Source organism: Pseudomonas sp. MF08875 (assembly GCF_059862525.1).
This window is the reverse complement of record NZ_JCBCUW010000048.1, coordinates 1-26551: the sequence shown is the minus strand read 5'-3', so window position 1 is coordinate 26551 and position 26551 is coordinate 1. Positions and strand designations below refer to the sequence as shown.

At 55.7% G+C, this 26551-nt stretch carries 37 protein-coding genes; 36 read left to right on the top strand and 1 reads right to left on the bottom strand.

All coding sequences use genetic code 11. The features are described 5' to 3' along the window. The first annotated feature begins 4 nt into the window (after window positions 1-4). The 32 genes from fusA to bfr all read left to right on the top strand — a co-directional run bounded on the left by fusA (window position 5) and on the right by bfr (window position 19487). Entirely contained in the window at window positions 5-2110 is a 2106-nt protein-coding gene (gene fusA / locus AC19YT_RS22915; RefSeq protein WP_095109689.1) for an elongation factor G, read from the top strand. Between the two features lie 30 nt (window positions 2111-2140). Continuing rightward, window positions 2141-3334, top strand: a complete 1194-nt coding sequence (tuf, locus tag AC19YT_RS22910) for an elongation factor Tu (protein WP_095109688.1) — start codon at window positions 2141-2143, stop codon at window positions 3332-3334. Between the two features lie 159 nt (window positions 3335-3493). Beyond that, entirely contained in the window at window positions 3494-3805 is a 312-nt protein-coding gene (gene rpsJ, locus AC19YT_RS22905; protein ID WP_003186070.1) for a 30S ribosomal protein S10, read from the top strand. 80 nt (window positions 3806-3885) lie between these two features. Further along, window positions 3886-4521 carry a 50S ribosomal protein L3 gene (gene rplC, locus AC19YT_RS22900; protein ID WP_003186059.1) on the top strand — a complete coding sequence of 212 codons (636 nt, stop codon included), beginning with the start codon at window positions 3886-3888 and terminating at the stop codon, window positions 4519-4521. A gap of 12 nt (window positions 4522-4533) precedes the next feature. Then, window positions 4534-5136, top strand: coding sequence for a 50S ribosomal protein L4 (gene rplD, locus AC19YT_RS22895; RefSeq protein ID WP_003210082.1), 603 nt, complete (start codon window positions 4534-4536; stop codon window positions 5134-5136). Continuing rightward, window positions 5133-5432 carry a 50S ribosomal protein L23 gene (gene rplW, locus AC19YT_RS22890; protein ID WP_002555488.1) on the top strand — a complete coding sequence of 100 codons (300 nt, stop codon included), beginning with the start codon at window positions 5133-5135 and terminating at the stop codon, window positions 5430-5432. Before rplD ends, rplW begins: the two co-directional genes overlap by 4 nt. 14 nt (window positions 5433-5446) lie before the next feature. Then, entirely contained in the window at window positions 5447-6271 is an 825-nt protein-coding gene (rplB, locus tag AC19YT_RS22885; RefSeq protein ID WP_003176423.1) for a 50S ribosomal protein L2, read from the top strand. A gap of 16 nt (window positions 6272-6287) precedes the next feature. Then, a complete protein-coding gene (gene rpsS, locus AC19YT_RS22880; RefSeq protein WP_002555486.1) occupies window positions 6288-6563 on the top strand; it encodes a 30S ribosomal protein S19 in 276 nt (91 codons plus the stop codon). Between the two features lie 11 nt (window positions 6564-6574). Continuing rightward, a complete protein-coding gene (gene rplV, locus AC19YT_RS22875) occupies window positions 6575-6907 on the top strand; it encodes a 50S ribosomal protein L22 (RefSeq protein ID WP_003210077.1) in 333 nt (110 codons plus the stop codon). Between the two features lie 13 nt (window positions 6908-6920). Continuing rightward, window positions 6921-7607, top strand: coding sequence for a 30S ribosomal protein S3 (rpsC, locus tag AC19YT_RS22870; protein ID WP_003176422.1), 687 nt, complete (start codon window positions 6921-6923; stop codon window positions 7605-7607). Between the two features lie 12 nt (window positions 7608-7619). Next, window positions 7620-8033: a 50S ribosomal protein L16 gene (gene rplP, locus AC19YT_RS22865; protein ID WP_003232424.1), complete on the top strand. Its 414-nt coding sequence runs from the start codon at window positions 7620-7622 to the stop codon at window positions 8031-8033. Beyond that, entirely contained in the window at window positions 8033-8224 is a 192-nt protein-coding gene (rpmC, locus tag AC19YT_RS22860; protein WP_002555481.1) for a 50S ribosomal protein L29, read from the top strand. Before rplP ends, rpmC begins: the two co-directional genes overlap by 1 nt. Window positions 8225-8226: 2 nt before the next feature. After that, on the top strand, window positions 8227-8493 hold the full coding sequence (gene rpsQ, locus AC19YT_RS22855) for a 30S ribosomal protein S17 (protein WP_003176419.1): 267 nt from the start codon (window positions 8227-8229) through the stop codon (window positions 8491-8493). Window positions 8494-8516: 23 nt separating this feature from the next. Next, on the top strand, window positions 8517-8885 hold the full coding sequence (rplN, locus tag AC19YT_RS22850) for a 50S ribosomal protein L14 (protein WP_002555479.1): 369 nt from the start codon (window positions 8517-8519) through the stop codon (window positions 8883-8885). 11 nt (window positions 8886-8896) lie between these two features. Then, window positions 8897-9211: a 50S ribosomal protein L24 gene (gene rplX / locus AC19YT_RS22845; RefSeq protein WP_042561341.1), complete on the top strand. Its 315-nt coding sequence runs from the start codon at window positions 8897-8899 to the stop codon at window positions 9209-9211. Between the two features lie 20 nt (window positions 9212-9231). Then, window positions 9232-9771, top strand: coding sequence for a 50S ribosomal protein L5 (rplE, locus tag AC19YT_RS22840; RefSeq protein WP_003210069.1), 540 nt, complete (start codon window positions 9232-9234; stop codon window positions 9769-9771). Between the two features lie 13 nt (window positions 9772-9784). After that, entirely contained in the window at window positions 9785-10090 is a 306-nt protein-coding gene (gene rpsN / locus AC19YT_RS22835; RefSeq protein ID WP_095109687.1) for a 30S ribosomal protein S14, read from the top strand. Between the two features lie 209 nt (window positions 10091-10299). Continuing rightward, window positions 10300-10692, top strand: a complete 393-nt coding sequence (rpsH, locus tag AC19YT_RS22830; protein WP_017848802.1) for a 30S ribosomal protein S8 — start codon at window positions 10300-10302, stop codon at window positions 10690-10692. Between the two features lie 12 nt (window positions 10693-10704). Next, window positions 10705-11238, top strand: coding sequence for a 50S ribosomal protein L6 (gene rplF, locus AC19YT_RS22825; protein ID WP_007896774.1), 534 nt, complete (start codon window positions 10705-10707; stop codon window positions 11236-11238). 10 nt (window positions 11239-11248) lie between these two features. Next, entirely contained in the window at window positions 11249-11599 is a 351-nt protein-coding gene (rplR, locus tag AC19YT_RS22820) for a 50S ribosomal protein L18 (protein WP_003186037.1), read from the top strand. Between the two features lie 3 nt (window positions 11600-11602). After that, on the top strand, window positions 11603-12103 hold the full coding sequence (gene rpsE / locus AC19YT_RS22815; RefSeq protein ID WP_003176409.1) for a 30S ribosomal protein S5: 501 nt from the start codon (window positions 11603-11605) through the stop codon (window positions 12101-12103). 2 nt (window positions 12104-12105) lie between these two features. Next, window positions 12106-12282, top strand: coding sequence for a 50S ribosomal protein L30 (gene rpmD, locus AC19YT_RS22810; RefSeq protein ID WP_003186033.1), 177 nt, complete (start codon window positions 12106-12108; stop codon window positions 12280-12282). A 3-nt stretch (window positions 12283-12285) separates the two neighbouring features. Next, the gene (rplO, locus tag AC19YT_RS22805) at window positions 12286-12720 is read left to right on the top strand and encodes a 50S ribosomal protein L15 (RefSeq protein WP_047277881.1); all 435 of its coding nucleotides are present in this window, start codon (window positions 12286-12288) and stop codon (window positions 12718-12720) included. After that, window positions 12721-14049 (top strand): preprotein translocase subunit SecY, encoded by a 1329-nt coding sequence (gene secY / locus AC19YT_RS22800; RefSeq protein WP_095109686.1) that lies wholly within the window; start codon window positions 12721-12723, stop codon window positions 14047-14049. A gap of 30 nt (window positions 14050-14079) precedes the next feature. Beyond that, window positions 14080-14196, top strand: coding sequence for a 50S ribosomal protein L36 (rpmJ, locus tag AC19YT_RS22795; protein ID WP_002555468.1), 117 nt, complete (start codon window positions 14080-14082; stop codon window positions 14194-14196). 129 nt (window positions 14197-14325) lie between these two features. Next, window positions 14326-14682, top strand: a complete 357-nt coding sequence (gene rpsM, locus AC19YT_RS22790; RefSeq protein WP_003194635.1) for a 30S ribosomal protein S13 — start codon at window positions 14326-14328, stop codon at window positions 14680-14682. Window positions 14683-14712: 30 nt separating this feature from the next. Continuing rightward, window positions 14713-15102: a 30S ribosomal protein S11 gene (rpsK, locus tag AC19YT_RS22785; RefSeq protein WP_007924177.1), complete on the top strand. Its 390-nt coding sequence runs from the start codon at window positions 14713-14715 to the stop codon at window positions 15100-15102. Between the two features lie 18 nt (window positions 15103-15120). Next, entirely contained in the window at window positions 15121-15741 is a 621-nt protein-coding gene (rpsD, locus tag AC19YT_RS22780; protein WP_003210056.1) for a 30S ribosomal protein S4, read from the top strand. 22 nt (window positions 15742-15763) lie between these two features. After that, on the top strand, window positions 15764-16765 hold the full coding sequence (locus AC19YT_RS22775; RefSeq protein ID WP_003176403.1) for a DNA-directed RNA polymerase subunit alpha: 1002 nt from the start codon (window positions 15764-15766) through the stop codon (window positions 16763-16765). Between the two features lie 41 nt (window positions 16766-16806). Next, window positions 16807-17193 (top strand): 50S ribosomal protein L17, encoded by a 387-nt coding sequence (rplQ, locus tag AC19YT_RS22770; protein ID WP_095109685.1) that lies wholly within the window; start codon window positions 16807-16809, stop codon window positions 17191-17193. Window positions 17194-17418: 225 nt separating this feature from the next. After that, window positions 17419-18867 carry a catalase gene (locus AC19YT_RS22765; RefSeq protein WP_095109684.1) on the top strand — a complete coding sequence of 483 codons (1449 nt, stop codon included), beginning with the start codon at window positions 17419-17421 and terminating at the stop codon, window positions 18865-18867. Between the two features lie 155 nt (window positions 18868-19022). Continuing rightward, on the top strand, window positions 19023-19487 hold the full coding sequence (bfr, locus tag AC19YT_RS22760) for a bacterioferritin (protein ID WP_095109683.1): 465 nt from the start codon (window positions 19023-19025) through the stop codon (window positions 19485-19487). A gap of 91 nt (window positions 19488-19578) precedes the next feature. Here the strand turns inward: bfr and uvrA are convergent, their stop codons facing one another. Next, on the bottom strand, window positions 19579-22413 hold the full coding sequence (uvrA, locus tag AC19YT_RS22755; protein ID WP_500611075.1) for an excinuclease ABC subunit UvrA: 2835 nt from the start codon (window positions 22411-22413) through the stop codon (window positions 19579-19581). Window positions 22414-22602: 189 nt separating this feature from the next. Here uvrA and AC19YT_RS22750 point away from each other — a divergent pair, with 189 nt between their 5' ends. From AC19YT_RS22750 to AC19YT_RS22735, 4 genes are all read left to right on the top strand, one after another. Then, window positions 22603-24000, top strand: a complete 1398-nt coding sequence (locus AC19YT_RS22750) for an MFS transporter (protein WP_095109682.1) — start codon at window positions 22603-22605, stop codon at window positions 23998-24000. Window positions 24001-24009: 9 nt separating this feature from the next. After that, the gene (locus tag AC19YT_RS22745; RefSeq protein ID WP_095109681.1) at window positions 24010-24528 is read left to right on the top strand and encodes a single-stranded DNA-binding protein; all 519 of its coding nucleotides are present in this window, start codon (window positions 24010-24012) and stop codon (window positions 24526-24528) included. Between the two features lie 143 nt (window positions 24529-24671). Then, the gene (locus tag AC19YT_RS22740) at window positions 24672-25889 is read left to right on the top strand and encodes a site-specific integrase (protein WP_177055547.1); all 1218 of its coding nucleotides are present in this window, start codon (window positions 24672-24674) and stop codon (window positions 25887-25889) included. Continuing rightward, a complete protein-coding gene (locus tag AC19YT_RS22735; protein ID WP_500611076.1) occupies window positions 25879-26502 on the top strand; it encodes a hypothetical protein in 624 nt (207 codons plus the stop codon). Before AC19YT_RS22740 ends, AC19YT_RS22735 begins: the two co-directional genes overlap by 11 nt. The last annotated feature ends 49 nt before the right edge of the window (window positions 26503-26551 follow it).

Sequence of the window (26551 nt, the reverse complement as noted above, 5' to 3'; positions counted from 1 at the left end):
CTTTATGGCTCGTACTACACCGATTAACCGCTACCGTAACATCGGTATCGTTGCTCACGTGGATGCTGGTAAAACCACCACCACCGAGCGCGTCCTTTTTTACACTGGCAAAAGTCACAAGATGGGCGAGGTGCATGACGGCGCCGCGACCACCGACTGGATGGTTCAGGAGCAGGAGCGTGGTATTACCATTACTTCTGCTGCCATTACCGCCTTCTGGAAGGGTTCTGCTAAGCAGTACAAAGACGAGCATCGCTTTAACGTTATTGATACCCCGGGTCACGTAGACTTCACCATTGAAGTTGAGCGTTCCCTGCGCGTGCTCGACGGCGCTGTCGTCGTGTTCTGCGGTACTTCGGGTGTTGAGCCTCAGTCGGAAACCGTATGGCGCCAAGCCAACAAATACGGCGTTCCACGTCTTGTTTACGTCAACAAGATGGACCGTGCGGGTGCGAACTTCCTGCGCGTGATCGGTCAGATCAAGCAGCGTCTGGGTCACACTCCGGTGCCAATTCAGTTGGCTATCGGTTCCGAAGATAACTTCCAGGGTCAGATCGATCTGGTCACCATGGAAGCTGTTTATTGGAATGATGCCGACAAGGGCATGACTCCTCGTCGCGAAGCTATTCCTGCTGAGTTGCAGGAGCTGGCTGACGAGTGGCGCAACAACATGGTCGAGGCTGCAGCCGAAGCCAACGAAGAGCTCATGAACAAGTACCTCGAAGGTGAAGAGCTTACCAACGAGGAAATCAAGGCCGCTCTGCGTCAGCGTACTATTGCGGGTGAGATCGTTCTGGCTGTTTGCGGTTCCTCCTTCAAGAACAAGGGTGTTCCCCTGGTTCTCGACGCCGTTATCGACTACTTGCCGGCTCCTACCGACATTCCTGCCATCAAGGGTACTGACCCGGATGATGAGGAAAAGGAAATGGAGCGTCATGCAGACGATAGCGAGCCGTTCTCGGCTCTGGCGTTCAAGATCGCTACCGACCCATTCGTGGGTACCTTGACCTTCGTCCGTGTTTACTCGGGCGTGTTGAACTCCGGCGACGGCGTAATCAACTCGGTCAAAGGCAAGAAAGAGCGCGTGGGTCGTATGGTGCAAATGCACGCAAACGCCCGTGAAGAAATCAAGGAAGTGCGCGCTGGCGACATCGCGGCCTTGATCGGTATGAAGGACGTCACTACTGGCGAGACTTTGTGCAACGCTGACAAGCCAATCATCCTGGTTCGCATGGACTTCCCGGAGCCGGTTATTTCGGTTGCCGTTGAGCCTAAGACCAAGGATGACCAGGAAAAAATGGGCATCGCACTGGGCAAACTTGCTCAGGAAGATCCATCTTTCCGTGTGAAAACTGATGAAGAGACTGGTCAGACGATCATCTCTGGCATGGGCGAGTTGCACCTGGACATCTTGGTTGACCGGATGCGCCGTGAGTTCAACGTTGAAGCCAACATCGGTAAGCCTCAGGTTTCCTATCGTGAGCGCATCACGAAGAACTGTGAAATCGAAGGCAAGTTCGTTCGTCAGTCCGGCGGTCGTGGTCAGTTTGGCCATTGCTGGATCCGTTTTGCTCCTGCTGACGAAGGTCAGGAAGGTCTGCAATTCGTGAACGAAGTAGTGGGTGGTGTGGTTCCTAAGGAATACATCCCGGCTATCCAGAAGGGTATCGAAGAGCAGATGAAGAACGGTGTTGTTGCCGGCTATCCGCTGATCGGCCTGAAGGCGACCGTTTTTGATGGTTCTTACCACGACGTCGACTCGAACGAGATGGCGTTTAAGGTAGCTGCTTCCATGGCGACCAAGCAGCTGGCCCAGAAGGGTGGTGGTGAGCTGCTTGAGCCGATCATGGCGGTGGAAGTTGTTACGCCTGAAGACTATATGGGTGACGTAATGGGCGACCTTAACCGTCGTCGCGGCATGATCCTGGGTATGGAAGATACGGTTTCCGGTAAGGTTATCCGTGCTGAAGTTCCGTTGGGCGAGATGTTCGGTTACGCGACCGACGTTCGTTCGATGTCTCAGGGTCGCGCAAGCTACTCTATGGAATTCAAAAAATACAATACGGCTCCGTCGCACATCGTCGAAACCGTTACCAAAAAACAAGGCTGATTCAGTCCTTTAGGCAAGGAGTTAATTGTCGTGGCTAAAGAAAAATTTGATCGTTCCCTACCGCACGTCAACGTTGGCACTATCGGTCACGTTGACCACGGTAAAACTACGCTGACTGCTGCTCTGACTCGTGTTTGCTCCGAGATTTTCGGTTCGGCTGTTGTTGATTTCGACAAAATCGACAGTGCGCCAGAAGAAAAAGCTCGTGGTATCACGATCAACACTGCTCACGTTGAATACAACTCGCTGATCCGTCACTACGCTCACGTTGACTGCCCAGGTCACGCCGACTATGTGAAGAACATGATCACCGGTGCTGCCCAAATGGACGGCGCGATCCTGGTTTGCTCGGCCGCTGATGGTCCGATGCCACAAACCCGTGAGCACATCCTGTTGTCTCGTCAGGTAGGCGTTCCGTACATCGTGGTTTACCTGAACAAGGCTGACCTGGTAGACGACGCTGAGCTGCTGGAACTGGTTGAGATGGAAGTGCGCGATCTGCTGAGCACTTACGACTTCCCAGGCGACGACACTCCGATCATCATCGGTTCTGCTCGTATGGCGCTGGAAGGCAAAGACGACAACGAAATGGGCACCACTTCCGTACGGAAACTGGTTGAGACTCTGGATAGCTACATCCCAGATCCTGTCCGTGTTATCGACAAGCCGTTCCTGATGCCAATCGAAGACGTATTCTCGATCTCCGGTCGCGGTACTGTTGTAACTGGTCGTATCGAGCGCGGTATCGTCAAGGTTCAAGATCCACTGGAAATCGTTGGTCTGCGTGACACTACCGTCACCACCTGCACCGGTGTTGAGATGTTCCGTAAGCTGCTCGACGAAGGTCGTGCTGGCGAGAACTGCGGCGTTCTCCTGCGTGGTACCAAGCGTGACGACGTTGAGCGTGGCCAGGTTCTGGTCAAGCCAGGTTCGGTTAAGCCGCACACCAAGTTCGAAGCAGAAGTTTACGTTCTGAGCAAGGAAGAAGGCGGTCGTCACACTCCGTTCTTCAAAGGCTACCGTCCACAGTTCTACTTCCGTACTACTGACGTGACTGGTAACTGCGAGCTGCCAGAAGGCGTTGAAATGGTAATGCCGGGCGACAACATCAAAATGGTTGTCACCCTGATCAAAACCATCGCAATGGAAGACGGTCTGCGTTTCGCAATCCGCGAAGGCGGCCGTACCGTTGGTGCTGGCGTTGTAGCTAAAATCATCGAGTAATCTCTCTTCTGAGATTGCGCTGATGTTTTGAGAGAGGCCCCCGCTTAGCGGGGGCCTTTTTTATTGGGTTGACACCTATCTGGGCCGTCTATAGAATTGCGCCTCCTTTTAACGGGCGTATTGCGCTCGCTGGGAATAGCAGCCGGAGTCTGAAATCCAATGCAAAATCAGCAAATCCGTATCAGGTTGAAGGCTTTCGACCATCGCCTGATCGACCAATCCACCCAGGAAATCGTGGAAACCGCGAAACGTACTGGTGCTCAAGTGCGTGGTCCAATTCCACTGCCTACCCGTAAAGAGCGGTTCACCGTTCTGGTCTCCCCGCACGTCAACAAAGACGCGCGTGACCAGTACGAGATCCGTACTCATAAGCGCGTTCTGGATATCGTCCAGCCAACGGATAAAACCGTTGATGCACTTATGAAGCTTGATCTTGCGGCCGGTGTGGAAGTGCAGATCAGCCTCGGCTAAGACTCGGTCTTAGTCGTGTAACGCTCTGAAATGGGCGGCCATAGCGGGTGAAAGCCCCGTACACTCATGAGGTTTACAACATGACTATTGGTGTAGTCGGTCGTAAATGCGGTATGACCCGTATTTTCACCGAAGAAGGTGTCTCCATTCCGGTCACGGTCATTGAGATCGAGCCGAATCGCGTCACCCAGTTCAAAACTGAAGAAACCGATGGCTATCGTGCAGTGCAAGTCACTGTCGGCGAGCGTCGTGCTTCGCGTGTGACTGCTGCTCAAGCAGGTCACTTCGCTAAAGCAAACGTTGCAGCTGGTCGTACCGTAATGGAATTCCGCCTTGAAGAAGGCGAGTACCAAGCAGGCGATCTGATCAACGCTGAAATCTTCGCTGCTGGTCAACTGGTTGATGTAACCGGTCAGTCCAAAGGTAAAGGCTTCCAGGGTACGATCAAGCGTTGGAATTTCCGTGGTCAAGACAACACTCACGGCAACTCCGTTTCCCACCGCGTCCCGGGCTCTATTGGCCAGTGCCAGACTCCTGGTCGTGTATTCAAGGGCAAAAAAATGTCCGGTCATATGGGCGCTGAGCGCGTGACCGTGCAGTCCCTCGAAGTAGTGCGCGTCGACGCTGAACGCAATCTGTTGTTGGTCAAGGGTGCTGTTCCTGGCGCTACTGGCGGCAACCTGGTTGTACGTCCAGCGGCCAAGGCTCGCGGTTAAGGGGAAGCTGACATGCAATTAAATGTAAATGACGCTCAAGCGATCGAAGTTTCCGAACTGACATTTGGCGGCGAATTCAACGAGACGCTGGTTCACCAAGCAGTCGTGGCCTACATGGCCGGCGGCCGTCAAGGTAGCAAGCAGCAAAAGACCCGTTCCGACGTTCGTGGTGGCGGTAAGCGCCCTTGGCGTCAGAAAGGTACTGGCCGTGCTCGTGCCGGTACTATCCGTAGCCCTATCTGGCGCGGCGGCGGTACTACTTTCGCAGCTCGTCCGCAGGATCACACTCAGAAGCTCAACAAGAAGATGTACCGCGCAGCTCTGCGCTCCATCCTTGCTGAACTCGTGCGTACTGATCGTCTGGTCGTGGTTCAGGACTTCGCTGTTGAAGCGCCGAAAACCAAAGATCTGCTGAACAAGCTCAATGGCATGGGTCTGACTGATGTCCTGATCGTGTCCGAAGCTGTAGATCAGAACCTGTACCTGGCTGCTCGCAACCTGCCACATGTTGATGTACGTGACGTGCAAGGTTCCGATCCAGTTAGTCTGATCGCATACGACAAGGTATTGATTACCGTGTCGGCCGTGAAGAAATTCGAGGAGCTGCTGGGATGAACCAGGAACGCGTATTTAAAGTTCTGCTTGGCCCGCACGTTTCCGAGAAGGCTACGGTTCTGGCAGACAAGAAAGGCCAGTTCGTTTTCAAGGTTGCTACTGATGCAACCAAGCTGGAAATCAAGAAGGCCGTCGAAAGCCTGTTCAGCGTGAAAGTAGAGCGTGTTACTACCCTGAATGTTCTGGGTAAGAGCAAGCGCACTGCTCGCGGTCTGGGCAAGCGTAATGACTGGAAGAAGGCAGTTATCTCCCTTCAGCCAGGCCAAGATCTCGATTTCAGCAGCAGTGCTGAGTAAGGAAGGGGTGCATCATGGCAATCGTTAAATGCAAACCGACTTCCCCTGGCCGCCGTTTTGTGGTCAAGGTGGTCAACCAGGAGCTGCATAAAGGCGCTCCTCACGCACCGCTGCTCGAGAAGAAATCGAAGACTGGTGGTCGTAACAACAATGGTCGTATTACCACTCGTCACATCGGTGGTGGCCATAAGCAGCATTATCGTCTGGTCGATTTCCGTCGTAACGACAAAGATGGCATCTCTGCCACTGTCGAGCGTATCGAATACGATCCAAACCGTACTGCTCACATCGCTCTGCTGCTGTACGCAGATGGCGAGCGTCGCTACATCATCGCGCCTAAAGGCGTGAGCGCTGGCGACCAGCTGATCGCAGGTGCCCTGGCACCGATCAAGCCGGGCAACGCTCTGCAACTGCGTAACATTCCAGTTGGTAGCACCGTACACGGCATCGAATTGAAGCCAGGCAAGGGCGCGCAAATCGCTCGTTCCGCTGGTGCTTCGGCTCAGTTGATCGCTCGCGAAGGTGTCTACGTGACCCTGCGTCTGCGTTCCGGTGAGATGCGTAAAGTATTGGCTGAATGCCGTGCGACTCTGGGCGAGGTCTCGAACTCCGAGCACAGCCTGCGTTCGCTGGGTAAAGCTGGTGCCAAACGCTGGCGTGGCGTTCGCCCAACCGTTCGTGGTGTTGCCATGAACCCGGTTGACCACCCACATGGTGGTGGTGAAGGTCGTACCTCTGGTGGTCGTCATCCGGTATCGCCATGGGGCTTCCCGACTAAGGGCGCGAAGACTCGTGGTAATAAGCGTACCGACAAAATGATCGTCCGTCGTCGCAAGTAAATAGAGGGATACGACAGTGCCACGTTCTCTGAAAAAAGGTCCTTTTATTGATCTTCACCTACTGAAGAAGATCGAAGTGGCGGCGGAAAAGAACGATCGCAAACCAGTTAAGACCTGGTCGCGTCGTTCGATGATCCTGCCACAAATGGTCGGTCTGACCATCGCAGTACACAACGGTCGTCAGCACGTCCCAGTTCTCGTTAACGAAGACATGGTCGGCCACAAACTAGGCGAGTTTGCCGGTACCCGCACATATCGTGGGCACGTGGCAGACAAGAAAGCCAAGCGTTAAGGGGTAAGGAAATGGAAGTAGCCGCTAAGTTGTCGGGCGCTCGAATCTCCGCCCAGAAAGCCCGCTTGGTCGCCGACCAGATCCGCGGGAAGAAGGTGGGCGAAGCGCTCAACCTGTTGGCTTTCAGCAGTAAGAAAGCCGCCGAGATCATCAAGAAAGTGCTGGAGTCGGCCGTAGCCAACGCCGAGCATAACGAAGGCGCAGACGTTGATGACCTTAAGGTCTCCACCGTTTTCGTCAACGAAGGGCGTTCGCTGAAGCGAATCATGCCACGTGCCAAAGGCCGTGCTGATCGCATCGTCAAGCGGTCTTGCCATATCACTGTCAAGGTTGCTGACAAGTAACGGAGTCGAAGAGATGGGTCAGAAAGTACATCCCATTGGCATTCGCCTGGGAATCGTCAAGGAGCACACCTCCGTCTGGTACGCAGACGGTCGGACTTATGCGGACTATTTGTTCGCTGATCTGAAGGTGCGTGAGTATCTCCAAGACAAACTAAAAAGCGCGTCCGTAAGCCGTATCGATATCCATCGTCCGGCGCAAACTGCACGTATCACCATCCACACTGCTCGTCCAGGTATCGTTATCGGGAAGAAAGGTGAAGATGTTGAGAAACTGCGTCAGGACCTGACCAAGCAAATGGGTGTGCCTGTGCACATCAATATCGAAGAGATCCGTAAGCCGGAGCTCGACGGTATGCTGGTTGCGCAGAGCGTAGCTCAGCAGCTGGAGCGTCGCGTAATGTTCCGTCGCGCTATGAAGCGCGCCGTACAGAACGCCATGCGCATTGGTGCCAAAGGCATCAAAATCCAAGTGAGCGGTCGTCTCGGCGGTGCTGAAATCGCACGTACTGAATGGTATCGCGAAGGTCGTGTGCCACTGCACACCCTGCGTGCCGACATCGACTATGCCAACTACGAAGCTCACACCACTTACGGTGTGATCGGTGTAAAGGTTTGGATCTTCAAAGGCGAAGTAATTGGTGGTCGCCAAGAAGAACTGAAACCACAAGCACCTGCGCCTCGTAAAAAAGCTGCTAAGTAAGGGGTACGCCAAATGTTGCAACCAAAGCGTACGAAGTTCCGCAAGCAGATGACAGGCCACAACCGTGGTCTGGCTCAGCGCGGTAGCAAAGTCAGCTTCGGCGAGTTCGCGCTGAAGTCTGTAGCTCGTGGTCGTCTCACCGCTCGTCAGATCGAGTCAGCGCGTCGTGCTCTGACCCGTCACGTAAAACGTGGCGGCAAGATCTGGATCCGTGTATTCCCGGACAAGCCTATTTCCAAGAAGCCACTCGAAGTTCGGATGGGTAAAGGTAAGGGTAACGTGGAGTACTGGGTTGCCCAGATTCAGCCAGGCAAAGTCCTGTATGAAATCGAGGGTGTAACTGAAGAGCTGGCGCGTGAGGCTTTTGCCCTGGCTGCTGCAAAGCTGCCGCTCGCCACCGCCTTTGTTAAACGGACGGTGATGTGATGAAAGCGAATGAACTTCGTGAAAAATCCGCACAGCAGCTGAACGAGCAACTGCTCGGCCTGCTGCGCGACCAGTTCAATCTGCGTATGCAGAAAGCAACTGGCCAGTTGGGGCAGTCTCATCTGCTCTCGCAAGTTAAGCGTGACATCGCTCGCGTGAAGACTGTGCTCAACCAGCAGGCAGGTAAGTAATCATGGCTGAAGCCGAAAAAACTGTCCGTACGCTGACTGGCCGTGTTGTCAGCGACAAGATGGACAAAACCATCACCGTTCTGATCGAGCGTCGCGTTAAGCACCCGATCTACGGTAAATACGTTAAGCGTTCGACTAAGCTGCACGCGCACGACGAAACCAACCAGTGCCACATCGGCGACAAAGTCACTATTCGTGAAACTCGTCCGTTGGCCAAGACCAAGTCTTGGGCACTGGTTGATGTTCTCGAACGCGCTGTGGAAGTCTAAGGACTAGGGGTCGGAGAAATTATATGATTCAGACTCAATCCATGCTCGATGTGGCCGATAACAGCGGCGCTCGCCGTGTTATGTGCATCAAGGTGCTGGGTGGCTCCCATCGTCGTTACGCTGGTATCGGTGACATCATCAAAGTTACCGTGAAGGAAGCAATTCCTCGCGGTAAAGTGAAAAAAGGCCAAGTGATGACTGCTGTAGTAGTCCGCACTCGTCACGGCGTTCGCCGTGCAGATGGCTCCATTATCCGCTTTGATGGCAACGCTGCTGTTCTTCTGAACAACAAGCAAGAGCCAATCGGCACCCGTATCTTTGGGCCAGTGACCCGTGAGCTTCGTACTGAGAAGTTCATGAAGATCGTCTCGCTCGCCCCAGAAGTGCTGTAAGGAGATCCGACATGCAAAAGATTCGTCGTGACGACGAGATCATCGTGATCGCCGGCAAAGACAAAGGTAAGCGCGGTAAGGTGCTGAAGGTTCTTGCTGACAACCGTCTGGTTGTTGGTGGTCTGAACTTGGTCAAGCGTCATACCAAGCCTAACCCGATGTCGGGCGTACAAGGCGGTATCGTCGAGAAAGAAGCGCCATTGCACGCTTCTAACGTCGCCATCTTCAACGGCGAAACCAACAAAGCTGATCGCGTTGGTTTCAAAGTAGAAGAAGGTAAGAAAATTCGTGTCTTCAAGTCGACCCAAAAAGCGGTTGATGCTTGAACACTGCTAGGTAGAAGACCATGGCACGACTAAAAGAGATTTACCGGAAGGAAATCGCACCGAAACTTAAGGAAGAACTTAAGCTTTCGAACGTGATGGAAGTTCCGCGCGTTACCAAAATCACCCTGAACATGGGTCTGGGCGAAGCGATCGGTGACAAGAAAGTCATCGAGCACGCTGTTGCTGACCTGGAAAAGATCACCGGCCAGAAAGTCGTTGTGACCTACGCTCGCAAATCCATCGCAGGCTTTAAAGTCCGCGAAGGTTGGCCGATCGGCGTCAAAGTGACCCTGCGTCGTGAGCGTATGTACGAATTCCTGGATCGTCTGCTGTCGATCTCCCTGCCTCGGGTTCGCGACTTCCGCGGCCTGAATGCCAAGTCCTTCGATGGTCGTGGTAACTACAGCATGGGCGTAAAAGAGCAGATCATTTTCCCGGAAATCGACTACGACAAGATCGATGCTCTCCGCGGTCTGGACATCACCCTGACCACCACTGCCAAGAACGATGATGAAGGCCGCGCTCTGCTGCGTGCATTCAAATTCCCGTTCCGCAACTGATTGGAGTAGGACCATGGCCAAGACGAGCATGAAAAACCGCGAGCTGAAGCGTCAGCTCACGGTTGCCAAGTACGCCAAAAAGCGTGCAGCACTGAAAGCAATCATCGTTGATCTGAACGCAAGTCCAGAAGCGCGTTGGGAAGCTACAGTTGCTCTGCAGAAGCAGCCACGTGACGCAAGCGCTTCGCGCATGCGTAACCGCTGCCGCCTGACTGGTCGTCCACACGGCGTTTACCGCAAGTTCGGCCTCGGCCGTAACAAACTGCGTGAAGCGGCAATGCGTGGTGACGTGCCGGGTCTGGTTAAAGCCAGCTGGTAAGTACGTTCAGCGTCAAGGTGGTTGGTCTCGCAAGATACTGACCGCCGGTGACCTTGAATCAGGAACAAGCCCCTTTTGGGGCTTGTTTCATTTCCGCAGTGTGTCTAGAATACCCGGCTCGCCTGAGCCCGTGTTTTTCTATGCTCGGAGATTCTCGGCGACATATGTAGCCGCAAGGCTAATTTTTTTGTATTAGGAGCGTCTAGCCCATGAGTATGCAGGACCCGTTAGCGGACATGCTAACTCGTATCCGTAATGCCCAGATGGCTGAAAAGTCCGTCGTAAGCATGCCATCTTCCACGTTGAAGGTAGCTGTTGCCAAAGTCCTGAAAGACGAAGGCTACATTGCGGGTTATCAGATCAGCAGCGAAATCAAGCCACTGCTGTCCATCGAGCTGAAGTACTTCGAGGGCCGTCCGGTCATCGAGGAAGTGAAGCGCGTTAGCCGTCCAGGCCTGCGTCAGTACAAGTCCGTTGAAGATCTGCCGAAAGTTCGTGGCGGTCTTGGCGTGTCTATCGTCTCCACCAACAAAGGTGTGATGACGGATCGTGCTGCGCGCGCTGCCGGTGTCGGCGGCGAAGTTCTTTGCACTGTGTTCTAAGGGGGGATAAGCATGTCTCGCGTCGCTAAGAACCCCGTTAAGCTGCCAGCCGGTGTCGAAGTCAAATTCGCAGGCCAACAGCTTTCGGTGAAGGGTGCCAAGGGTACTCTTGAACTGAACATCCATTCGTCCGTTGAGATTGTTGAAGAAGCTGGTGAGCTGCGTTTCGCTGCTCGCAATGGCGATCAACAAACCCGCGCAATGGCCGGTACCACTCGTGCGTTGGTAAACAACATGGTCCAAGGCGTAAGCCAAGGCTTCGAGCGTAAGCTCCAGCTGGTCGGTGTTGGTTACAAAGCGCAAGCAAAAGGCACGGTGCTGAACCTGGCCCTTGGCTTCTCGCACCCAGTGGATTACGAACTGCCGGAAGGCATCACCGCTGAGACTCCTAGCCAGACCGATATCCTGATCCGGGGCATCGATAAACAGCTAGTGGGTCAAGTGGCCGCTGAGATCCGCGACTTCCGTCCACCAGAGCCTTACAAAGGCAAAGGTGTGCGCTACGCGGACGAAGTCGTCCGTCGTAAAGAAGCCAAGAAGAAGTAGGGCATAGCAAATGACCGACAAAAAAGTTACTCGACTGCGTCGCGCTCGCAAAGCACGCCTGAAAATGCACGAACTCGAAGTCGTGCGTCTCTGCGTGTTCCGCTCGTCGCAGCACATCTACGCCCAGGTCATCTCGGCCGACGGCAACAAAGTCCTGGCAAGCGCCTCGACTTTGGATAAAGAACTGCGTGATGGTGCCACCGGCAACATCGACGCGGCCACTAAGGTTGGCCAGCTGGTCGCTACGCGTGCAAAAGCCGCTGGCGTCTCGCAGGTGGCTTTCGACCGCTCTGGCTTCAAGTACCACGGCCGCGTCAAGGCGCTGGCTGATGCTGCTCGTGAAGCTGGGCTGGAGTTCTAAGTTATGTCAAATAACGACCAAAAGCGCGACGAAGGCTACATTGAGAAGTTGGTTCAAGTTAACCGCGTAGCCAAAACCGTTAAAGGCGGCCGTATCTTCACTTTCACCGCGTTGACCGTGGTAGGTGATGGTAAAGGGCGTGTTGGCTTCGGCCGTGGCAAGTCGCGTGAAGTGCCTGCTGCGATCCAGAAGGCAATGGAAGCTGCTCGTCGCAACATGATCCAAGTGGACCTGAACGGCACCACTCTGCAGTACGCCATGAAATCCGCCCACGGCGCTTCCAAGGTTTACATGCAGCCTGCTTCTGAAGGTACCGGTATCATCGCAGGCGGCGCTATGCGTGCTGTCCTCGAAGTTGCTGGCGTTCAGAACGTTCTGGCCAAGTGCTACGGCTCGACTAACCCGGTAAACGTGGTTCACGCCACTTTCAAGGGTTTGAAGGCCATGCAATCTCCTGAGTCTATCGCCGCCAAGCGTGGCTTGACTGTCAAGGAGATCTTCTGATCATGGCTACCGTAAAAGTAACGCTGATCAAAAGCATGACCGGCCGCATCCCTAACCACAAGCTGTGCGTTAAGGGTCTGGGTCTGCGTCGCATCGGTCACACTGTAGAAGTACTTGATACTCCCGAGAATCGCGGGATGATCAACAAGGCTTACTACATGCTGCGTGTCGAGGGTTAATCGATGAAACTCAATGATCTGAGTCCAGCGCCGGGTTCCCGTCGCGAAAAGCATCGTCCGGGCCGTGGTATCGGTAGTGGTTTGGGCAAGACCGGTGGCCGTGGCCACAAAGGTCAGACCTCCCGCTCCGGTGGCACCATTGCTCCAGGCTTTGAAGGCGGTCAACAGCCGCTGCATCGTCGCCTGCCGAAGTTCGGTTTCGTTTCCCTGAAAGCCATGGACCGCGCAGAAGTGCGTCTGTCCGAGCTGGCCAAAGTGGAAGGCGACATCGTCACCGTGCAGACCCTGAAGGATGCCAACGTGATTAACGTCAACGTACAACGTGTGAAAATCATGCTGTCCGGTGAAGTCACTCGCGCTGTCACCATCAAGGGCATCGCCGCCACCAAAGGTGCGCGTGCGGCTATCGAAGCAGCTGGCGGCAAGTTCGAGGAATAAATGGCTAAGCAAGGTGCTCTCTCTGCGCTCGGCAAAGGCGGTATGTCTGAACTCTGGGCTCGTCTGCGTTTTCTGTTCCTGGCGATTATCGTCTACCGAATAGGCGCACACATCCCGGTTCCAGGTATTAACCCTGACCGACTCGCGGACCTGTTTCGACAGAATGAGGGGACCATTCTTAGCTTGTTCAACATGTTTTCCGGCGGCGCGCTGGAACGGATGAGCATATTTGCGCTGGGGATCATGCCGTACATTTCGGCATCGATCATCATGCAACTTATGACCGCCGTCAGCCCGCAGCTGGAGCAGTTGAAGAAGGAAGGTGAAGCTGGCCGTCGCAAGATCAGCCAGTACACCCGCTACGGCACTGTCATCCTCGCCCTGGTTCAGGCTATCGGCATGTCCGTTGGTCTGGCGGGGCAGGGTGTTGCGTTCACTGGTGACTTTGGCTTCCATTTCGTCGCGGTAACCACGTTTGTGGCTGGTGCGATGTTCATGATGTGGCTGGGTGAGCAGATTACTGAGCGTGGTGTTGGCAACGGTATCTCGATGTTGATCTTCGCGGGTATCGTCGCCGGTCTTCCGAGAGCGATTGGGCAGTCTTTCGAGTCTGCCCGTCAGGGCGATATCAATATCTTTGCCCTGGTTGCCATCGGTTTGTTGGCAGTAGCGATTATCGGTTTTGTGGTGTTCATTGAGCGTGGCCAGCGTCGTATCGCTGTTCACTACGCCAAGCGTCAGCAGGGCCGCAAGGTCTTCGCTGCGCAGACGAGCCACTTGCCGTTGAAAGTGAACATGGCTGGTGTTATTCCGGCCATCTTCGCGAGCAGCATTTTGCTGTTCCCGGCTTCGCTGGGTGCCTGGTTCGGTCAGTCTGAAGGTTTGGGCTGGTTGCAGGACATCTCGCAGTCGATCGCTCCTGGTCAGCCGTTGAATATTCTGCTGTTTAGTGCAGGGATTATTTTCTTCTGCTTCTTCTATACGGCGTTGATGTTCAATCCGAAAGACGTAGCGGAAAACCTGAAGAAGTCCGGTGCCTTTATTCCGGGTATCCGTCCAGGTGAGCAGTCTGCGCGCTACATTGATGGCGTTCTGACTCGCTTGACCATGTTCGGTGCTCTATATATGACGGCCGTATGTCTGTTGCCCCAGTTCCTGGTGGTTGCGGCAAACGTTCCGTTCTACCTTGGCGGGACCTCGTTGCTGATCGTGGTCGTGGTTGTGATGGACTTCATGTCCCAAGTACAATCGCACCTCGTTTCGCACCAGTATGAATCCCTGATGAAGAAAGCCAACCTGAAGGGTTACGGCAGCGGCATGTTGCGCTGAGTAGCACCCATAAGGTTCGAGGAGTTGGTGATGAAAGTTCGTGCATCGGTGAAAAAGCTGTGCCGTAACTGCAAGATTATTCGCCGCGAAGGTGTTGTTCGAGTAATTTGCAGCGCGGAACCGCGTCACAAACAGCGCCAAGGCTGAGTGTGATCCGCTTGAAGCCCGGCAGCTAGTGCGCTGCCGGGTTGATTATTTGTTATTACAGCGATATTATCTCACGCCCTATTTCTTGGCTTCCGGGGCGTAGGTAGCTGTCAATTGGAGTCCCACTGAATGGCCCGTATTGCAGGCGTTAACATTCCAGATAACAAGCACACTGTTATCTCGCTGACCTACATCTATGGTGTTGGTCGCACCACTGCACAGAAAATTTGTGCAGTTGCTGGGGTCAACCCAGCCGCAAAGATCAAGGATCTGAGCGACGAGCAGATTGAACAGCTGCGTGGCGAAGTGGCGAAGTTCACCACTGAAGGTGACCTGCGCCGCGAAATCAACATGAAAATCAAGCGTTTGATGGACCTCGGTTGCTATCGCGGTCTGCGTCATCGTCGTGGTCTTCCAGTACGCGGTCAGCGTACTAAGACTAACGCGCGTACCCGTAAAGGTCCGCGTAAGCCGATCCGCAAGTAATCGCCCCAGCGAATCGACAGGAAATTAATCATGGCAAAACCTGCTGCTCGTCCTCGTAAAAAAATCAAAAAGACAGTGGTTGATGGCATCGCCCACATCCACGCGTCTTTCAATAACACCATCGTGACCATCACCGACCGTCAGGGTAACGCGCTTTCTTGGGCTACCTCCGGTGGTTCGGGTTTCCGCGGTTCTCGCAAGTCCACCCCGTTCGCTGCTCAAGTAGCTGCTGAGCGTGCTGGTCAAGCTGCGCTGGAATATGGCCTGAAAAACCTTGACGTCAACGTCAAAGGTCCAGGTCCAGGTCGTGAATCCGCAGTCCGCGCTTTGAATGGCTGTGGCTACAAGATCGCCAGCATCACCGACGTGACGCCAATCCCGCACAACGGGTGCCGTCCGCCGAAGAAGCGCCGCGTGTAATCCAGGAGATTGTAAAGAATGGCTCGTTACATTGGTCCAAAATGCAAACTCGCTCGTCGCGAAGGCACCGATCTCTTCCTGAAGAGCGGCGTGCGCGCGATCGAATCGAAGTGCAACATTGAAGCAGCACCTGGTATCCACGGCCAACGCCGCGGTCGCCAGTCCGACTACGGCACACAACTGCGTGAAAAGCAGAAGGTCCGTCGTATCTACGGCGTTCTCGAGCGTCAGTTCAGCGGCTACTACAAAGAAGCTGCTGGCAAGAAAGGTGCAACCGGTGAAAACCTGCTGCAACTGCTCGAATGCCGTCTGGACAACGTTGTATACCGTATGGGCTTTGGTTCGACTCGTGCCGAATCCCGTCAGCTGGTATCGCACAAATCCGTCAGCGTAAACGGCCAAACCGTTAACGTCCCGTCCTACCAGGTTCGTGCTGGTGACGTGGTCGCGATTCGCGAGAAAGCAAAGAACCAACTTCGCATTGTCCAAGCTCTCGATCTGTGTGCCCAACGTGGCCGCGTAGAATGGGTAGAAGTAGACACTGAGAAGAAGTCGGGCGTTTTCAAGAACGTTCCAGCTCGCAGTGATCTGTCCGCCGACATCAACGAAAGCCTGATTGTCGAGCTCTACTCCAAGTAAGGGCTAGAAAATAGGTGCATCCATGCAGATTTCGGTAAATGAGTTCCTGACACCCCGCCATATTGATGTGCAGGTTGTCAGTCCAACCCGCGCCAAGATCACTCTCGAGCCTCTCGAGCGTGGTTTTGGCCACACCCTGGGCAACGCGCTGCGCCGCATCCTGTTGTCCTCAATGCCCGGCTGTGCAGTAGTCGAGGCCGAGATTGACGGTGTGCTCCACGAGTACAGCGCCATCGAAGGTGTACAGGAAGACGTAATTGAAATCCTGTTGAACCTTAAAGGTCTGGCTATCAAGCTGCACGGCCGTGACGAAGTTACGCTGACCTTGTCGAAGAAGGGTTCGGGGGTGGTTACCGCTGCCGATATTCAGCTGGATCATGATGTCGAGATCGTTAATCCCGATCACGTAATCGCTAACCTGGCGTCTAACGGCGCCCTGAACATGAAGCTCACTGTAGCTCGTGGTCGTGGTTATGAACCGGCCGACTCGCGTCAGAGCGATGAAGATGAGAGCCGCAGCATTGGTCGCTTGCAGCTTGACTCTTCGTTCAGCCCGGTACGTCGCATCGCATACGTGGTGGAAAACGCCCGTGTCGAGCAACGTACTAACCTGGACAAGCTGGTTATTGATCTGGAAACCAACGGTACCCTGGATCCTGAAGAGGCTATCCGCCGCGCTGCAACCATCCTTCAACAGCAGTTGGCTGCGTTCGTCGACCTCAAGGGTGACAGCGAACCAGTGGTAATCGAGCAAGAAGACGAGATCGATCCGATCCTGCTTCGCCCGGTTGACGATCTGGAACTGACTGTACGTTCGGCTAACTGCCTTAAGGCGGAAAACATTTACTACATCGGCGACCTGATTCAGCGTACCGAAGTAGAACTGTTGAAGACTCCGAACCTGGGCAAGAAATCCTTGACTGAAATCAAGGACGTTCTGGCCTCCCGCGGTCTGTCCCTCGGCATGCGCCTCGACAACTGGCCGCCTGCAAGTCTTAAGAAGGACGACAAGGCGACTGCCTGATCGTCGTAATCACCGAACGTGAGTTTGGTAAGGAATGAACCATGCGTCATCGTAAAAGTGGTCGTCACCTGAGCCGTACCAGCTCGCACCGCAAGGCTATGTTCCAAAACATGGCGGTGTCGCTGTTCGAGCACGAGCTGATTAAAACTACACTGCCGAAAGCCAAAGAATTGCGCCGCGTTGCCGAGCCGCTGATTACTCTGGCCAAGACAGACAGCCTGGCTAACCGCCGTCTGGCTTTCGACCGTACTCGTTCGAAAGCTATCGTTGGTAAGCTCTTCAACGACCTGGGCAAGCGTTACGCTACCCGTGAGGGTGGTTACCTGCGCATCCTCAAGTGCGGTTTCCGCGCTGGCGACAACGCGCCTATGGCGTATGTCGAGTTGGTTGATCGTTCTACCAGCGGTGAAGCTGTATCCGCTGAGTAAGACGTCAGTCTGAACAAAGAACCGGGCCTAGTGCCCGGTTTTTTGTGTGTGCGTGAAAAGTGTCCGTTGCTGATTGGAATAGGCGCACTACATATGGGGGTTAATAATTAGTTATTTTCTATCACGCGCGAATAATTAATGAATTTGATGGTGTCATCGCCATGGTCGATACTCCTCCCCAGCCGATTAGCCGGCAGTGTCCAGGACTGAAGAGGAAGATTGAGCATGAGCCAGAGCAAAACCCTGACGACCGCCAGTGGCGCTCCCGTCGCTGATAACCAGAATTCCCGTTCCGCCGGCCCGCGCGGCCCATTGTTGCTCGACGACTTTCATCTGATCGAGAAGCTTGCCCACTTCAACCGTGAAAACATCCCGGAGCGCCGCGTGCATGCGAAAGGCTCGGGTGCCTACGGCACGTTCACGGTGACGCGGGATATCACTGCCTACACCAGCGCCAAGCTCTTTGAGTCTGTGGGCAAGCAGACCCCGACCTTCCTGCGTTTCTCCACTGTCGGTGGCGAGCGCGGTTCGGCGGATACCGAGCGCGATCCACGCGGCTTTGCCTTGAAGTTCTACACCGAGGAGGGTAACTGGGACATTGTGGGCAACAACACGCCAGTGTTCTTTATCCGCGACCCCCTGAAGTTCCCGGACTTTATCCACACCCAAAAACGCCTACCGCAAAGCAACCTGAAAAGTGCGCAGATGATGTGGGATTTTTGGTCGCATTCCCCTGAGGCGCTGCACCAGGTCACCATTCTGTTTTCGGATCGCGGGATCCCGGACGGCTATCGCCACATGCATGGTTTCGGCAGCCACACCTACAGCTTGATTAACGCTCAAGGCGAGCGGCACTGGGTCAAGTGGCACTACAAGACTAAGCAAGGCATCAAGAACCTGGCCCCGGCCGAGGCCGCGCGCCTGGCCGGTACCGACCCGGACTACGCCCAGCGCGACCTGTTCGGTGCCATCGAGCGCGGGGACTTCCCGAAATGGCGTGTGTGCATCCAGATCATGACCGAGGCCCAGGCCGTCGCTCATTACGAAAACCCTTTTGACGTGACCAAGACCTGGTCGCAAAAAGAGTTTCCGCTGATCGAAGTGGGTGAGTTGGAACTCAATCGCAACCCGCTCAATTATTTCGCTGAAGTCGAGCAGGCCGCGTTCGGCCCCAGCAACATGGTGCCGGGTGTTGGCCTGTCGCCGGACCGCATGCTGCAGGGGCGCGTATTCGCTTACGCCGATGCTCACCGCTACCGTGTAGGCACCAATCACCAGCAGTTACCGGTGAACGCGCCACGTAGCCCGGTCAACAGCTATCAGCGTGACGGTTCGATGGCTTTGGGCAGCAATGGTGGAGCGGCACCGAACTATGAGCCCAACAGCTACGCTGATGCGCCCAAGCAGGCCCCGCAATACGCTGAGCCGTCGTTGGCGCTGAGCGGCGCGGCAGATCGCTACGATCATCGCGAAGACACCGATTACTACAGCCATGCCGGTGCGCTTTTCCGGTTGATGAATGACGATCAGAAAGCACTGTTGATCGCCAACATTGCCGGCGCGATGGCTGGCGTTTCGGCGGATGTGGTTCAGCGTCAATTGCAGCATTTCATCAAGGCTGACCCTGCTTATGGAGAAGGAGTCGCAGCGGCGCTAGGCGTATCGCTTAACTGACTCTAAACGAGAAGCAGAACCGCCCTCAATTGGGCGGTTTTTGCGTTATTTCGGCCACGTTTCCCGGAAAATCTTCACTTTTCTGCCGTTTGTCCCGTGACCTGCAAGTCCCGTTGGTTCAAACTAGGGCCTTTCAAGCAGGGAGATGTAGGGCGATGCAAGGTCACCCGGACGTAATCGATTACCTCAACACGTTGCTGACGGGAGAACTGGCAGCTCGTGACCAATATTTCATTCACTCGCGGATGTACGAAGACTGGGGCTTTACCAAGCTCTTCGAACGCATCAACCACGAAATGGAAGAGGAGGCGCAACACGCGGATGCTCTGATGCGCCGCATCCTGATGCTTGAAGGCACGCCCCGCATGCGCCCCGACGACCTGGACACCGGCACCACGGTGCCTGAGATGCTCGCCAGCGATCTGCGTCTGGAGAACAAGGTCCGTGCCGCACTCTGTAAGGGCATCGAGTTGTGCGAGCAGCACAACGACTATGTGAGCCGCGAGATCCTGCGGGTTCAATTGAACGACACCGAGGAAGATCACACTTACTGGCTGGAAAAGCAGTTGGGCCTGATTAAATCCATCGGTTTGCAAAACTACCTGCAATCGCAGTTCTGATGCGGCCGCGGGCCAGCCCCGCGCCCACATGCCAGAAATGAAGAAGCCCCTGTCACGATTCAAGTGACAGGGGCTTTTTTGTGGCCCGTAATCAGGCGCGGTCGCGCTCCAACAATGGCTTGAGGTAGAAGCCGGTGTGGGACTGCTTCATGTCCGCCACCTCCTCCGGTGTGCCGACGGCAATGATCTGGCCGCCCTTGGAGCCGCCTTCCGGCCCCAAGTCCACCAGCCAGTCGGCGGTCTTGATGACGTCCAGGTTGTGCTCGATCACCACCACCGTGTTGCCGTGGTCGCGCAGGCGATGCAGCACATCCAGCAACTGTTGGATATCGGCGAAGTGCAGGCCGGTGGTCGGCTCGTCGAGGATATACAGGGTCTTGCCGGTATCGCGCTTGGATAGCTCGCGGGACAGCTTCACCCGCTGCGCCTCGCCCCCGGACAGGGTGGTCGCCGATTGCCCCAGTTTGATGTAGGACAGGCCTACATCCATCAGGGTTTGCAGTTTGCGCGCCAGGACCGGGACGGCATCGAAGAACACTCGCGCTTCTTCGATGGTCATCTCCAGGGTTTCGTGGATGCTCTTGCCCTTGTACTTGATCTCCAGGGTTTCGCGGTTGTAGCGCTTGCTCTTGCACACGTCGCACGGCACATAGATGTCCGGTAGAAAGTGCATTTCCACCTTGATAAGGCCATCGCCTTGGCACGCCTCGCAGCGGCCGCCCTTGACGTTGAAGGAGAACCGCCCCGGCCCGTAGCCCCGGGAGCGGGACTCCGGTACGCCGGCGAAGAGTTCGCGGATCGGCGTGAACAACCCGGTGTAGGTGGCCGGGTTGGAGCGCGGCGTGCGGCCGATGGGGCTTTGGTCGATATCGACCACTTTGTCCAGGTGTTCCAGGCCCTTGATGCTGTCGTGGGCTGCCGCTTCCAGGGTGGTCGCGCCGTTCAGTGCCGTGGCGCTGAGGGGGAACAGGGTGTTGTTGATAAGCGTCGATTTACCCGAGCCAGACACGCCAGTGACGCAGGTCAGCAGGCCGATGGGGATTTCCAGGTCGACGTTGCGCAGGTTGTTGCCGCGCGCGCCTTTGAGGGACAGGGTCAGCTTCTTGTTGCGCGGGGTGCGTTTGGCGGGCACTCCGATTTTCACGCGGCCTGACAGGTATTTGCCGGTCAGCGAATCCGGGTGCGCCATGACTTCGGCGGGCGTGCCCTCGGCGACGATGTGGCCGCCATGCACGCCGGCACCGGGGCCGATATCGACGACGTAATCGGCCAGGCGAATGGCGTCTTCGTCGTGCTCGACCACGATCACCGTATTGCCGATGTCGCGCAGGTGCTTGAGGGTGCCGAGTAAGCGGTCGTTATCCCGTTGATGCAGGCCAATGGACGGCTCGTCGAGGATGTACAGCACGCCCACGAGGCCCGCGCCGATCTGGCTGGCCAGGCGAATACGCTGGGCTTCACCGCCGGATAGGGTGTCGGCACTGCGATCCAGGGACAGGTAGTCCAGGCCCACATTGACGAGAAATTGCAGGCGCTCGCGGATTTCCTTGAGGATCTTGTCGGCGATTTCGCCACGCCGGCCGGTCAGCTTCAGCCCGGCAAAGTATTCGCTGGCGTCGCCAATCGGCAGGTTGGTCACCGCCGGCAGGGTTTTTTCGCCGACCCACACGTGCCGAGCTTCACGGCGTAAGCGCGTGCCGCGGCAGTCCGGGCAGGACTGGGTGCTGAGGAACTTGGCCAACTCTTCGCGCACGCTGGCCGACTCGGTTTCGCGGTAGCGCCGCTCCAGGTTCGGCACGATGCCCTCGAACGGGTGGGAGCGCTTGACGATATCGCCCCGGTCGTTGAGGTATTTGAAATCGACGTTCTTCGAGCCACTGCCATGCAGGACGACTTTCTGCTGTTCGGCCGGCAGTTCATTGAACGGCACTTCCAGGCTGAAGCCGAAGTGGCTGGCCAGGGAGCCGAGCATCTGGAAGTAATAGACGTTGCGCCGGTCCCAGCCGCGTATCGCACCTTCGGCGAGGGTCAGGTCACCGTTGACCAGGCGTTTGATGTCGAAGAACTGCTTCACTCCCAGGCCATCGCAGGTCGGGCAGGCACCGGCGGGGTTGTTGAAGGAGAACAGCTTGGGCTCCAGCTCGCTGATGGCGTGGCCGCAAATCGGGCAGGCAAAGCGTGCGGAGAAGATGATTTCCTCGCCGGGCTCGTCGTCCATCGGCGCCACCAGAGCGATGCCGTCCGCCAGTTTCAGCGCGGTTTCAAAGGATTCGGCCAGGCGCTGTTGCAGGTCGGCGCGCACCTTGAAGCGGTCGACCACCACGTCGATGGAGTGCTTTTTCTGTTTATCCAGTTTCGGCAACTCGTCCAGCTCGCACAGCTTGCCGTTGACCCGAGCTCGCACGAAGCCCTGCGCACGCAGTTCTTCAAAGACTGAAAGGTGTTCGCCCTTGCGTTCGCGGATCACCGGCGCCAGCAGCATCAGCTTGGCGCCTTCGGGCTGGGCCAGCACCAAGTCAACCATTTGGCTGACGGTCTGGGCTTCCAGCGGGATGTCGTGATCCGGGCAGCGCGGAATGCCGACGCGCGCGTAAAGCAGGCGCAGGTAGTCGTAGATCTCGGTGATGGTGCCCACAGTGGAGCGCGGGTTATGGGACGTCGACTTTTGCTCGATGGAAATGGCCGGCGACAGGCCCTCGATGGTATCGACATCGGGTTTTTCCATCATCGACAGGAACTGGCGGGCGTAGGCCGACAGCGATTCTACATAGCGCCGCTGACCTTCGGCATACAACGTATCGAAGGCCAGGGAAGACTTGCCCGAACCGGACAAGCCAGTGATAACGATCAATTTGTCCCGTGGCAGGGTCAGGTCGATGTTCTTCAGGTTGTGGGTTCGAGCCCCACGAATCAGGATCTTGTCCAAGGTGGCCTCGCTCGGCGGGCGTAAAGGCAGGAGTATAAAGCCAAATACTGGATGGATGCACACTATCAAATGCGCCTTTGCAGGCCATGCCGGGCTGACGCGGGATACATCCTCGCGGCAAACGGTCGCATGTACCCCCTCCCTCGATCGGACTGGTAGAATCGCCGCCGGTTCACACGAGGTTTTTCCATGCACGATCCCCACAGCGAACGCATGAGCAGCGGTGAGACCCGCGCGGCAAGCGGTCTGGCCCTGGTGTTTGCGTTCCGTATGCTTGGCATGTTCATGGTGCTGCCGGTGCTGGCGACCTATGGCATGGACCTGGCGGGCGCCACCCCGGCCCTGATCGGCCTGGCGATCGGCGCCTATGGCCTGACCCAGGCGTTGTTCCAGATTCCCTTTGGCGTCATTTCCGACCGTATCGGTCGTCGGCCGGTGATTTACCTGGGGCTCATCATCTTTGCCCTGGGCAGCGTACTGGCGGCCAACGCCGATTCCATCTGGGGCGTGATTGCCGGGCGGGTGCTGCAGGGTGCCGGGGCGATTTCCGCGGCGGTCATGGCGCTGCTTTCGGACCTGACCCGCGAACAGCACCGCACCAAGGCCATGGCGATGATCGGCATGACCATCGGCCTATCGTTCGCCGTGGCCATGGTCGTCGGCCCGCTGCTGACCCGCGCCTTTGGCCTGTCGGGCCTGTTCCTGGCTACCGGGGCGATGGCCATGCTTGGCATTCTGATCGTGGCCTTCATGGTGCCGCGCTCCACCGGCACCTTGCAGCACCGCGAATCCGGCGTCGCGCGCCAGGCCCTGATGCCGACGCTCAAGCACCCGGACCTGCTGCGCCTGGATCTGGGCATTTTTGTGTTGCACGCGATGCTGATGTCCAGCTTCGTCGCCTTGCCCCTGGCCCTGGTAGAAAAGGCCGGGTTGCCCAAGGAGCAGCATTGGTGGGTGTACCTCACCGCGTTGCTGATTTCGTTCTTCGCCATGATCCCGTTCATCATCTACGGCGAGAAGAAACGCAAAATGAAACGAGTGTTGCTCGGCGCCGTGCTGACGCTGCTGCTCACTGAGCTATTCTTCTGGCGGTTCGGCGACAGCCTGAGGGCGCTGGTGGTGGCGACGGTGGTGTTCTTCACCGCGTTCAATCTACTGGAGGCTACGCTGCCGTCGCTGATTAGCAAGGTTTCACCGGCGGGGGGCAAGGGCACGGCGATGGGGGTCTACTCCACCAGCCAGTTCCTCGGTTCGGCGTTGGGCGGCATCATGGGCGGCTGGTTGTACCAGCATGGCGGTTTGTCGGTTGTGTTCCTGGGATGCGCTGCGCTGGCTGCACTCTGGTTCGCCTTTGCTGTTACCATGCGCGAACCTCCGTATGTGACGAGCCTGCGCTTGCCGCTGTCGCCCGAAGCGATTCGCGAAGCCGGCCTGGTCGAGCGCCTCAAGGCCGTCGTCGGAGTAACGGATGCAGTGGTGGTGGCCGAAGAGGCCGCCATTTATATCAAATTGGACACCGAACTATTGGATCGCACGACCCTCGAAGGCCTGGTCAACAACCCGGCACCGACAGCGTGCGAAGCCTAGGAGAACGTTATGGCCCGTGGGGTTAACAAAGTCATATTGGTCGGCACTTGCGGCCAGGATCCCGAAGTTCGCTACTTGCCTAACGGTAACGCCGTGACCAACCTGAGTCTGGCGACCAGCGAACAATGGACCGATAAGCAAACCGGTCAGAAGGTCGAGAAAACCGAATGGCACCGTGTGTCGATGTTCGGCAAAGTGGCGGAGATCGCCGGCGAATACCTGCGTAAAGGTTCGCAAGTCTACATCGAAGGCAAGTTGCAGACCCGCGAGTGGGAAAAAGACGGCATCAAGCGTTACACCACTGAAATCGTGGTTGACATGCAAGGCACCATGCAACTGCTCGGCGGCCGCCCACAACAGGGCGAGCAACAAGGTGGCGGCAACAACTACCAGCAGCAGGCCCCACGCCAGCAGGCTCCGCGCCCGCAGCAGTCGGCCCCGCAACAGCGTTCGGCCCCGGCTCCCCAGCAGGCCGCGCCGCAACCGGCTCCGGATTTCGACAGTTTTGATGACGACATTCCGTTCTGAGGAGCCGCAGAGACCGTTTTGTTAGGTTTCTTCCTAAAACCCCCGCCATGCGGGGGTTTTGTCGTTTTGGGGGTGTTAAAAAAAACTTGACCTAAATTTACTAGGCTCATACCTTGAGTTTCTGTTAGGTATTCGAGGTGGGTATGCAGCTAGCGATCAGGCGGTTTAAGGGCGAGTCGGGCGAAAGGTTCGCGATTCTGATCGACGAGTTTGGCATGCCGCTGTTCTACCCCGCTCTTTACGTAACTGCACAGATGCGTGGGGCCTCGCTGTCGATCAATACCATAGACAATGCATTGTCGGCACTCAAAGCAATGTATGCCTGGCAGAGCTACTACGATCTCAACCTAGAGTCGCGTTTTAAGCGGAGCGAGTTGCTCGTAGGTCATGAAGTCCACTCTCTGAGAGACTTCATGCAGAAGCCTATGAGTAGCATGTGGCCATCAGCTGGTAATGTCTTAGCAATTCAGCGGAAACAGGATCGAGTAGCTAAAGATAATCAGTACAACCGCATGAGTGTTATCGCCGAATACGTCGGATTTCTTGCTGGAAGGTTGCATCCTGTGACGGCAACTAGCGCTCGTGAGATCGCGGCGATGGTGTCTCAGGTCAAAGCTAACCGGCCCACTCTGAGCAGCCAAACGGAAAAGGACAGATCGGAATCAGATTTTGACGATAACGTCCTGGACGTCTTAGAAGAAATTCTCAAACCTGGAGGCGACTCCAATCCTGTTACTGATATTGGATTGCAGTATCGAAACGCTTTGATGTTTACAGTTCTCCGACTAACTGGGATGCGTCGGGGCGAGTTGTTAAACCTAAAGATCGAGGACTTCGATTTTGGGAAATACACCTTGAAGATCGTACGTCGGCCAGACTCTGCCGGTGACCCCAGAACCTATCAGCCACTTGCAAAGACGCGAGAGCGAACATTTCCGCTGATTCCAGAGTTGATGGACAAGATCCAGCGCTATATCAGTGGTTACCGTAACAAGGTTCCTGGGGCTCGTAAGCATGGCTACCTTTTTGTTACCCATCGCCCTGGAAAAACTGTCGGATGGCCTCTTTCGGGCTCCGGCTTCGGCAAGTTCATTGGCTCATTGTCGAATTTGGCAGATGAGTTCTCTGGCATGCACTCGCATGCGTTGCGGCATCACTGGAATTACATGTTCTCAAAAAACAGCGAAGAAAAAGGCTTGAGCCAGGAGCGAGAGAACAAGCTACGGTCGTACCTCATGGGTTGGAGTGAAACCTCGGGGACAGCACAAACTTATAATAAAAGACACATCAAAGAAGCTGCCGGGGAAGCGACCATGAGTTTGCAGAAAAAGCATTTGGGGATTAAGTCTGATGATTATTAACAGTTCTATCATTGCCCGTTATGAGCGTACCAATTTTATTTCCAAGGACGGATATGAGGTAGCAATCTTCTCCGACCACTGGAAGCTAAACAAAGATATCGGATTCTTCCTGGATCACCTTCCAGAATGGCTTGATAGTGAGATCAAACGGGCGTTTCTACAGGTGCTGTCAATTTATGCTCAGACTTCTTCTGCACCTTACACAATGGCGGTGTTCAGGCGGTTCAGACATTATTTTGAGTCTACGACAGGGCCCCTGTTGTTCTCCCCAGAATCGGTCATTTCCTATCGTTCCGCTTTAGAAGGTGAGGATTGGCATCTCAGTTCGATGCGTGCGTTCATCAGAACCTGGGTTAGCTTGGGCTACGAGGGCGTGCCTGGTGAAACGCTGAAGATGATGGAGGGCTGGAGAATAAAAGGAAATGAGAAAGGATATGCAGTGCAGTCGATGTGTCCTGAGAGTGGGCCGCTCACGGATATTGAAATGGAAGGGGTCGTCTCTAGACTTATTGATTGTTACTCAGATGGTAGCCTATGTAGTGGTCAACTAATCCCGGACACGACGTTAAGTTTTTCTTCGGCCCGAGCTGGCGCCAGCCCATCATTGAATTGATGGGGTCGAATCCAATTGTACCGATGCATCAAGAAATGGCTGATATCGC

Excerpts from the sequence above, each read along its gene's own strand:
- rplQ (WP_095109685.1), top strand. The coding sequence starts at position 16,807 with ATGCGTCATCGTAAAAGTGGTCGTCACCTGAGCCGTACCAGCTCGCAC.
- rplN (WP_002555479.1), top strand. The coding sequence starts at position 8,517 with ATGATTCAGACTCAATCCATGCTCGATGTGGCCGATAACAGCGGCGCT.
- AC19YT_RS22750 (WP_095109682.1), top strand. The coding sequence starts at position 22,603 with ATGCACGATCCCCACAGCGAACGCATGAGCAGCGGTGAGACCCGCGCG.
- AC19YT_RS22745 (WP_095109681.1), top strand. The coding sequence starts at position 24,010 with ATGGCCCGTGGGGTTAACAAAGTCATATTGGTCGGCACTTGCGGCCAG.
- rpsQ (WP_003176419.1), top strand. The coding sequence starts at position 8,227 with ATGGCTGAAGCCGAAAAAACTGTCCGTACGCTGACTGGCCGTGTTGTC.
- AC19YT_RS22740 (WP_177055547.1), top strand. The coding sequence starts at position 24,672 with ATGCAGCTAGCGATCAGGCGGTTTAAGGGCGAGTCGGGCGAAAGGTTC.
- rplR (WP_003186037.1), top strand. The coding sequence starts at position 11,249 with ATGACCGACAAAAAAGTTACTCGACTGCGTCGCGCTCGCAAAGCACGC.
- fusA (WP_095109689.1), top strand. The coding sequence starts at position 5 with ATGGCTCGTACTACACCGATTAACCGCTACCGTAACATCGGTATCGTT.
- AC19YT_RS22765 (WP_095109684.1), top strand. The coding sequence starts at position 17,419 with ATGAGCCAGAGCAAAACCCTGACGACCGCCAGTGGCGCTCCCGTCGCT.
- rpsE (WP_003176409.1), top strand. The coding sequence starts at position 11,603 with ATGTCAAATAACGACCAAAAGCGCGACGAAGGCTACATTGAGAAGTTG.
- rpsC (WP_003176422.1), top strand. The coding sequence starts at position 6,921 with ATGGGTCAGAAAGTACATCCCATTGGCATTCGCCTGGGAATCGTCAAG.
- rpsK (WP_007924177.1), top strand. The coding sequence starts at position 14,713 with ATGGCAAAACCTGCTGCTCGTCCTCGTAAAAAAATCAAAAAGACAGTG.
- AC19YT_RS22735 (WP_500611076.1), top strand. The coding sequence starts at position 25,879 with ATGATTATTAACAGTTCTATCATTGCCCGTTATGAGCGTACCAATTTT.
- rplW (WP_002555488.1), top strand. The coding sequence starts at position 5,133 with ATGAACCAGGAACGCGTATTTAAAGTTCTGCTTGGCCCGCACGTTTCC.
- rplF (WP_007896774.1), top strand. The coding sequence starts at position 10,705 with ATGTCTCGCGTCGCTAAGAACCCCGTTAAGCTGCCAGCCGGTGTCGAA.
- rpmD (WP_003186033.1), top strand. The coding sequence starts at position 12,106 with ATGGCTACCGTAAAAGTAACGCTGATCAAAAGCATGACCGGCCGCATC.
- rplD (WP_003210082.1), top strand. The coding sequence starts at position 4,534 with ATGCAATTAAATGTAAATGACGCTCAAGCGATCGAAGTTTCCGAACTG.
- rpsH (WP_017848802.1), top strand. The coding sequence starts at position 10,300 with ATGAGTATGCAGGACCCGTTAGCGGACATGCTAACTCGTATCCGTAAT.
- secY (WP_095109686.1), top strand. The coding sequence starts at position 12,721 with ATGGCTAAGCAAGGTGCTCTCTCTGCGCTCGGCAAAGGCGGTATGTCT.
- rpsN (WP_095109687.1), top strand. The coding sequence starts at position 9,785 with ATGGCCAAGACGAGCATGAAAAACCGCGAGCTGAAGCGTCAGCTCACG.
- rplB (WP_003176423.1), top strand. The coding sequence starts at position 5,447 with ATGGCAATCGTTAAATGCAAACCGACTTCCCCTGGCCGCCGTTTTGTG.
- rplP (WP_003232424.1), top strand. The coding sequence starts at position 7,620 with ATGTTGCAACCAAAGCGTACGAAGTTCCGCAAGCAGATGACAGGCCAC.
- rpsJ (WP_003186070.1), top strand. The coding sequence starts at position 3,494 with ATGCAAAATCAGCAAATCCGTATCAGGTTGAAGGCTTTCGACCATCGC.
- bfr (WP_095109683.1), top strand. The coding sequence starts at position 19,023 with ATGCAAGGTCACCCGGACGTAATCGATTACCTCAACACGTTGCTGACG.
- rplE (WP_003210069.1), top strand. The coding sequence starts at position 9,232 with ATGGCACGACTAAAAGAGATTTACCGGAAGGAAATCGCACCGAAACTT.
- AC19YT_RS22775 (WP_003176403.1), top strand. The coding sequence starts at position 15,764 with ATGCAGATTTCGGTAAATGAGTTCCTGACACCCCGCCATATTGATGTG.
- rplX (WP_042561341.1), top strand. The coding sequence starts at position 8,897 with ATGCAAAAGATTCGTCGTGACGACGAGATCATCGTGATCGCCGGCAAA.
- rplC (WP_003186059.1), top strand. The coding sequence starts at position 3,886 with ATGACTATTGGTGTAGTCGGTCGTAAATGCGGTATGACCCGTATTTTC.
- rpsM (WP_003194635.1), top strand. The coding sequence starts at position 14,326 with ATGGCCCGTATTGCAGGCGTTAACATTCCAGATAACAAGCACACTGTT.
- rplV (WP_003210077.1), top strand. The coding sequence starts at position 6,575 with ATGGAAGTAGCCGCTAAGTTGTCGGGCGCTCGAATCTCCGCCCAGAAA.
- rpmJ (WP_002555468.1), top strand. The coding sequence starts at position 14,080 with ATGAAAGTTCGTGCATCGGTGAAAAAGCTGTGCCGTAACTGCAAGATT.
- rpsD (WP_003210056.1), top strand. The coding sequence starts at position 15,121 with ATGGCTCGTTACATTGGTCCAAAATGCAAACTCGCTCGTCGCGAAGGC.
- rplO (WP_047277881.1), top strand. The coding sequence starts at position 12,286 with ATGAAACTCAATGATCTGAGTCCAGCGCCGGGTTCCCGTCGCGAAAAG.
- rpmC (WP_002555481.1), top strand. The coding sequence starts at position 8,033 with ATGAAAGCGAATGAACTTCGTGAAAAATCCGCACAGCAGCTGAACGAG.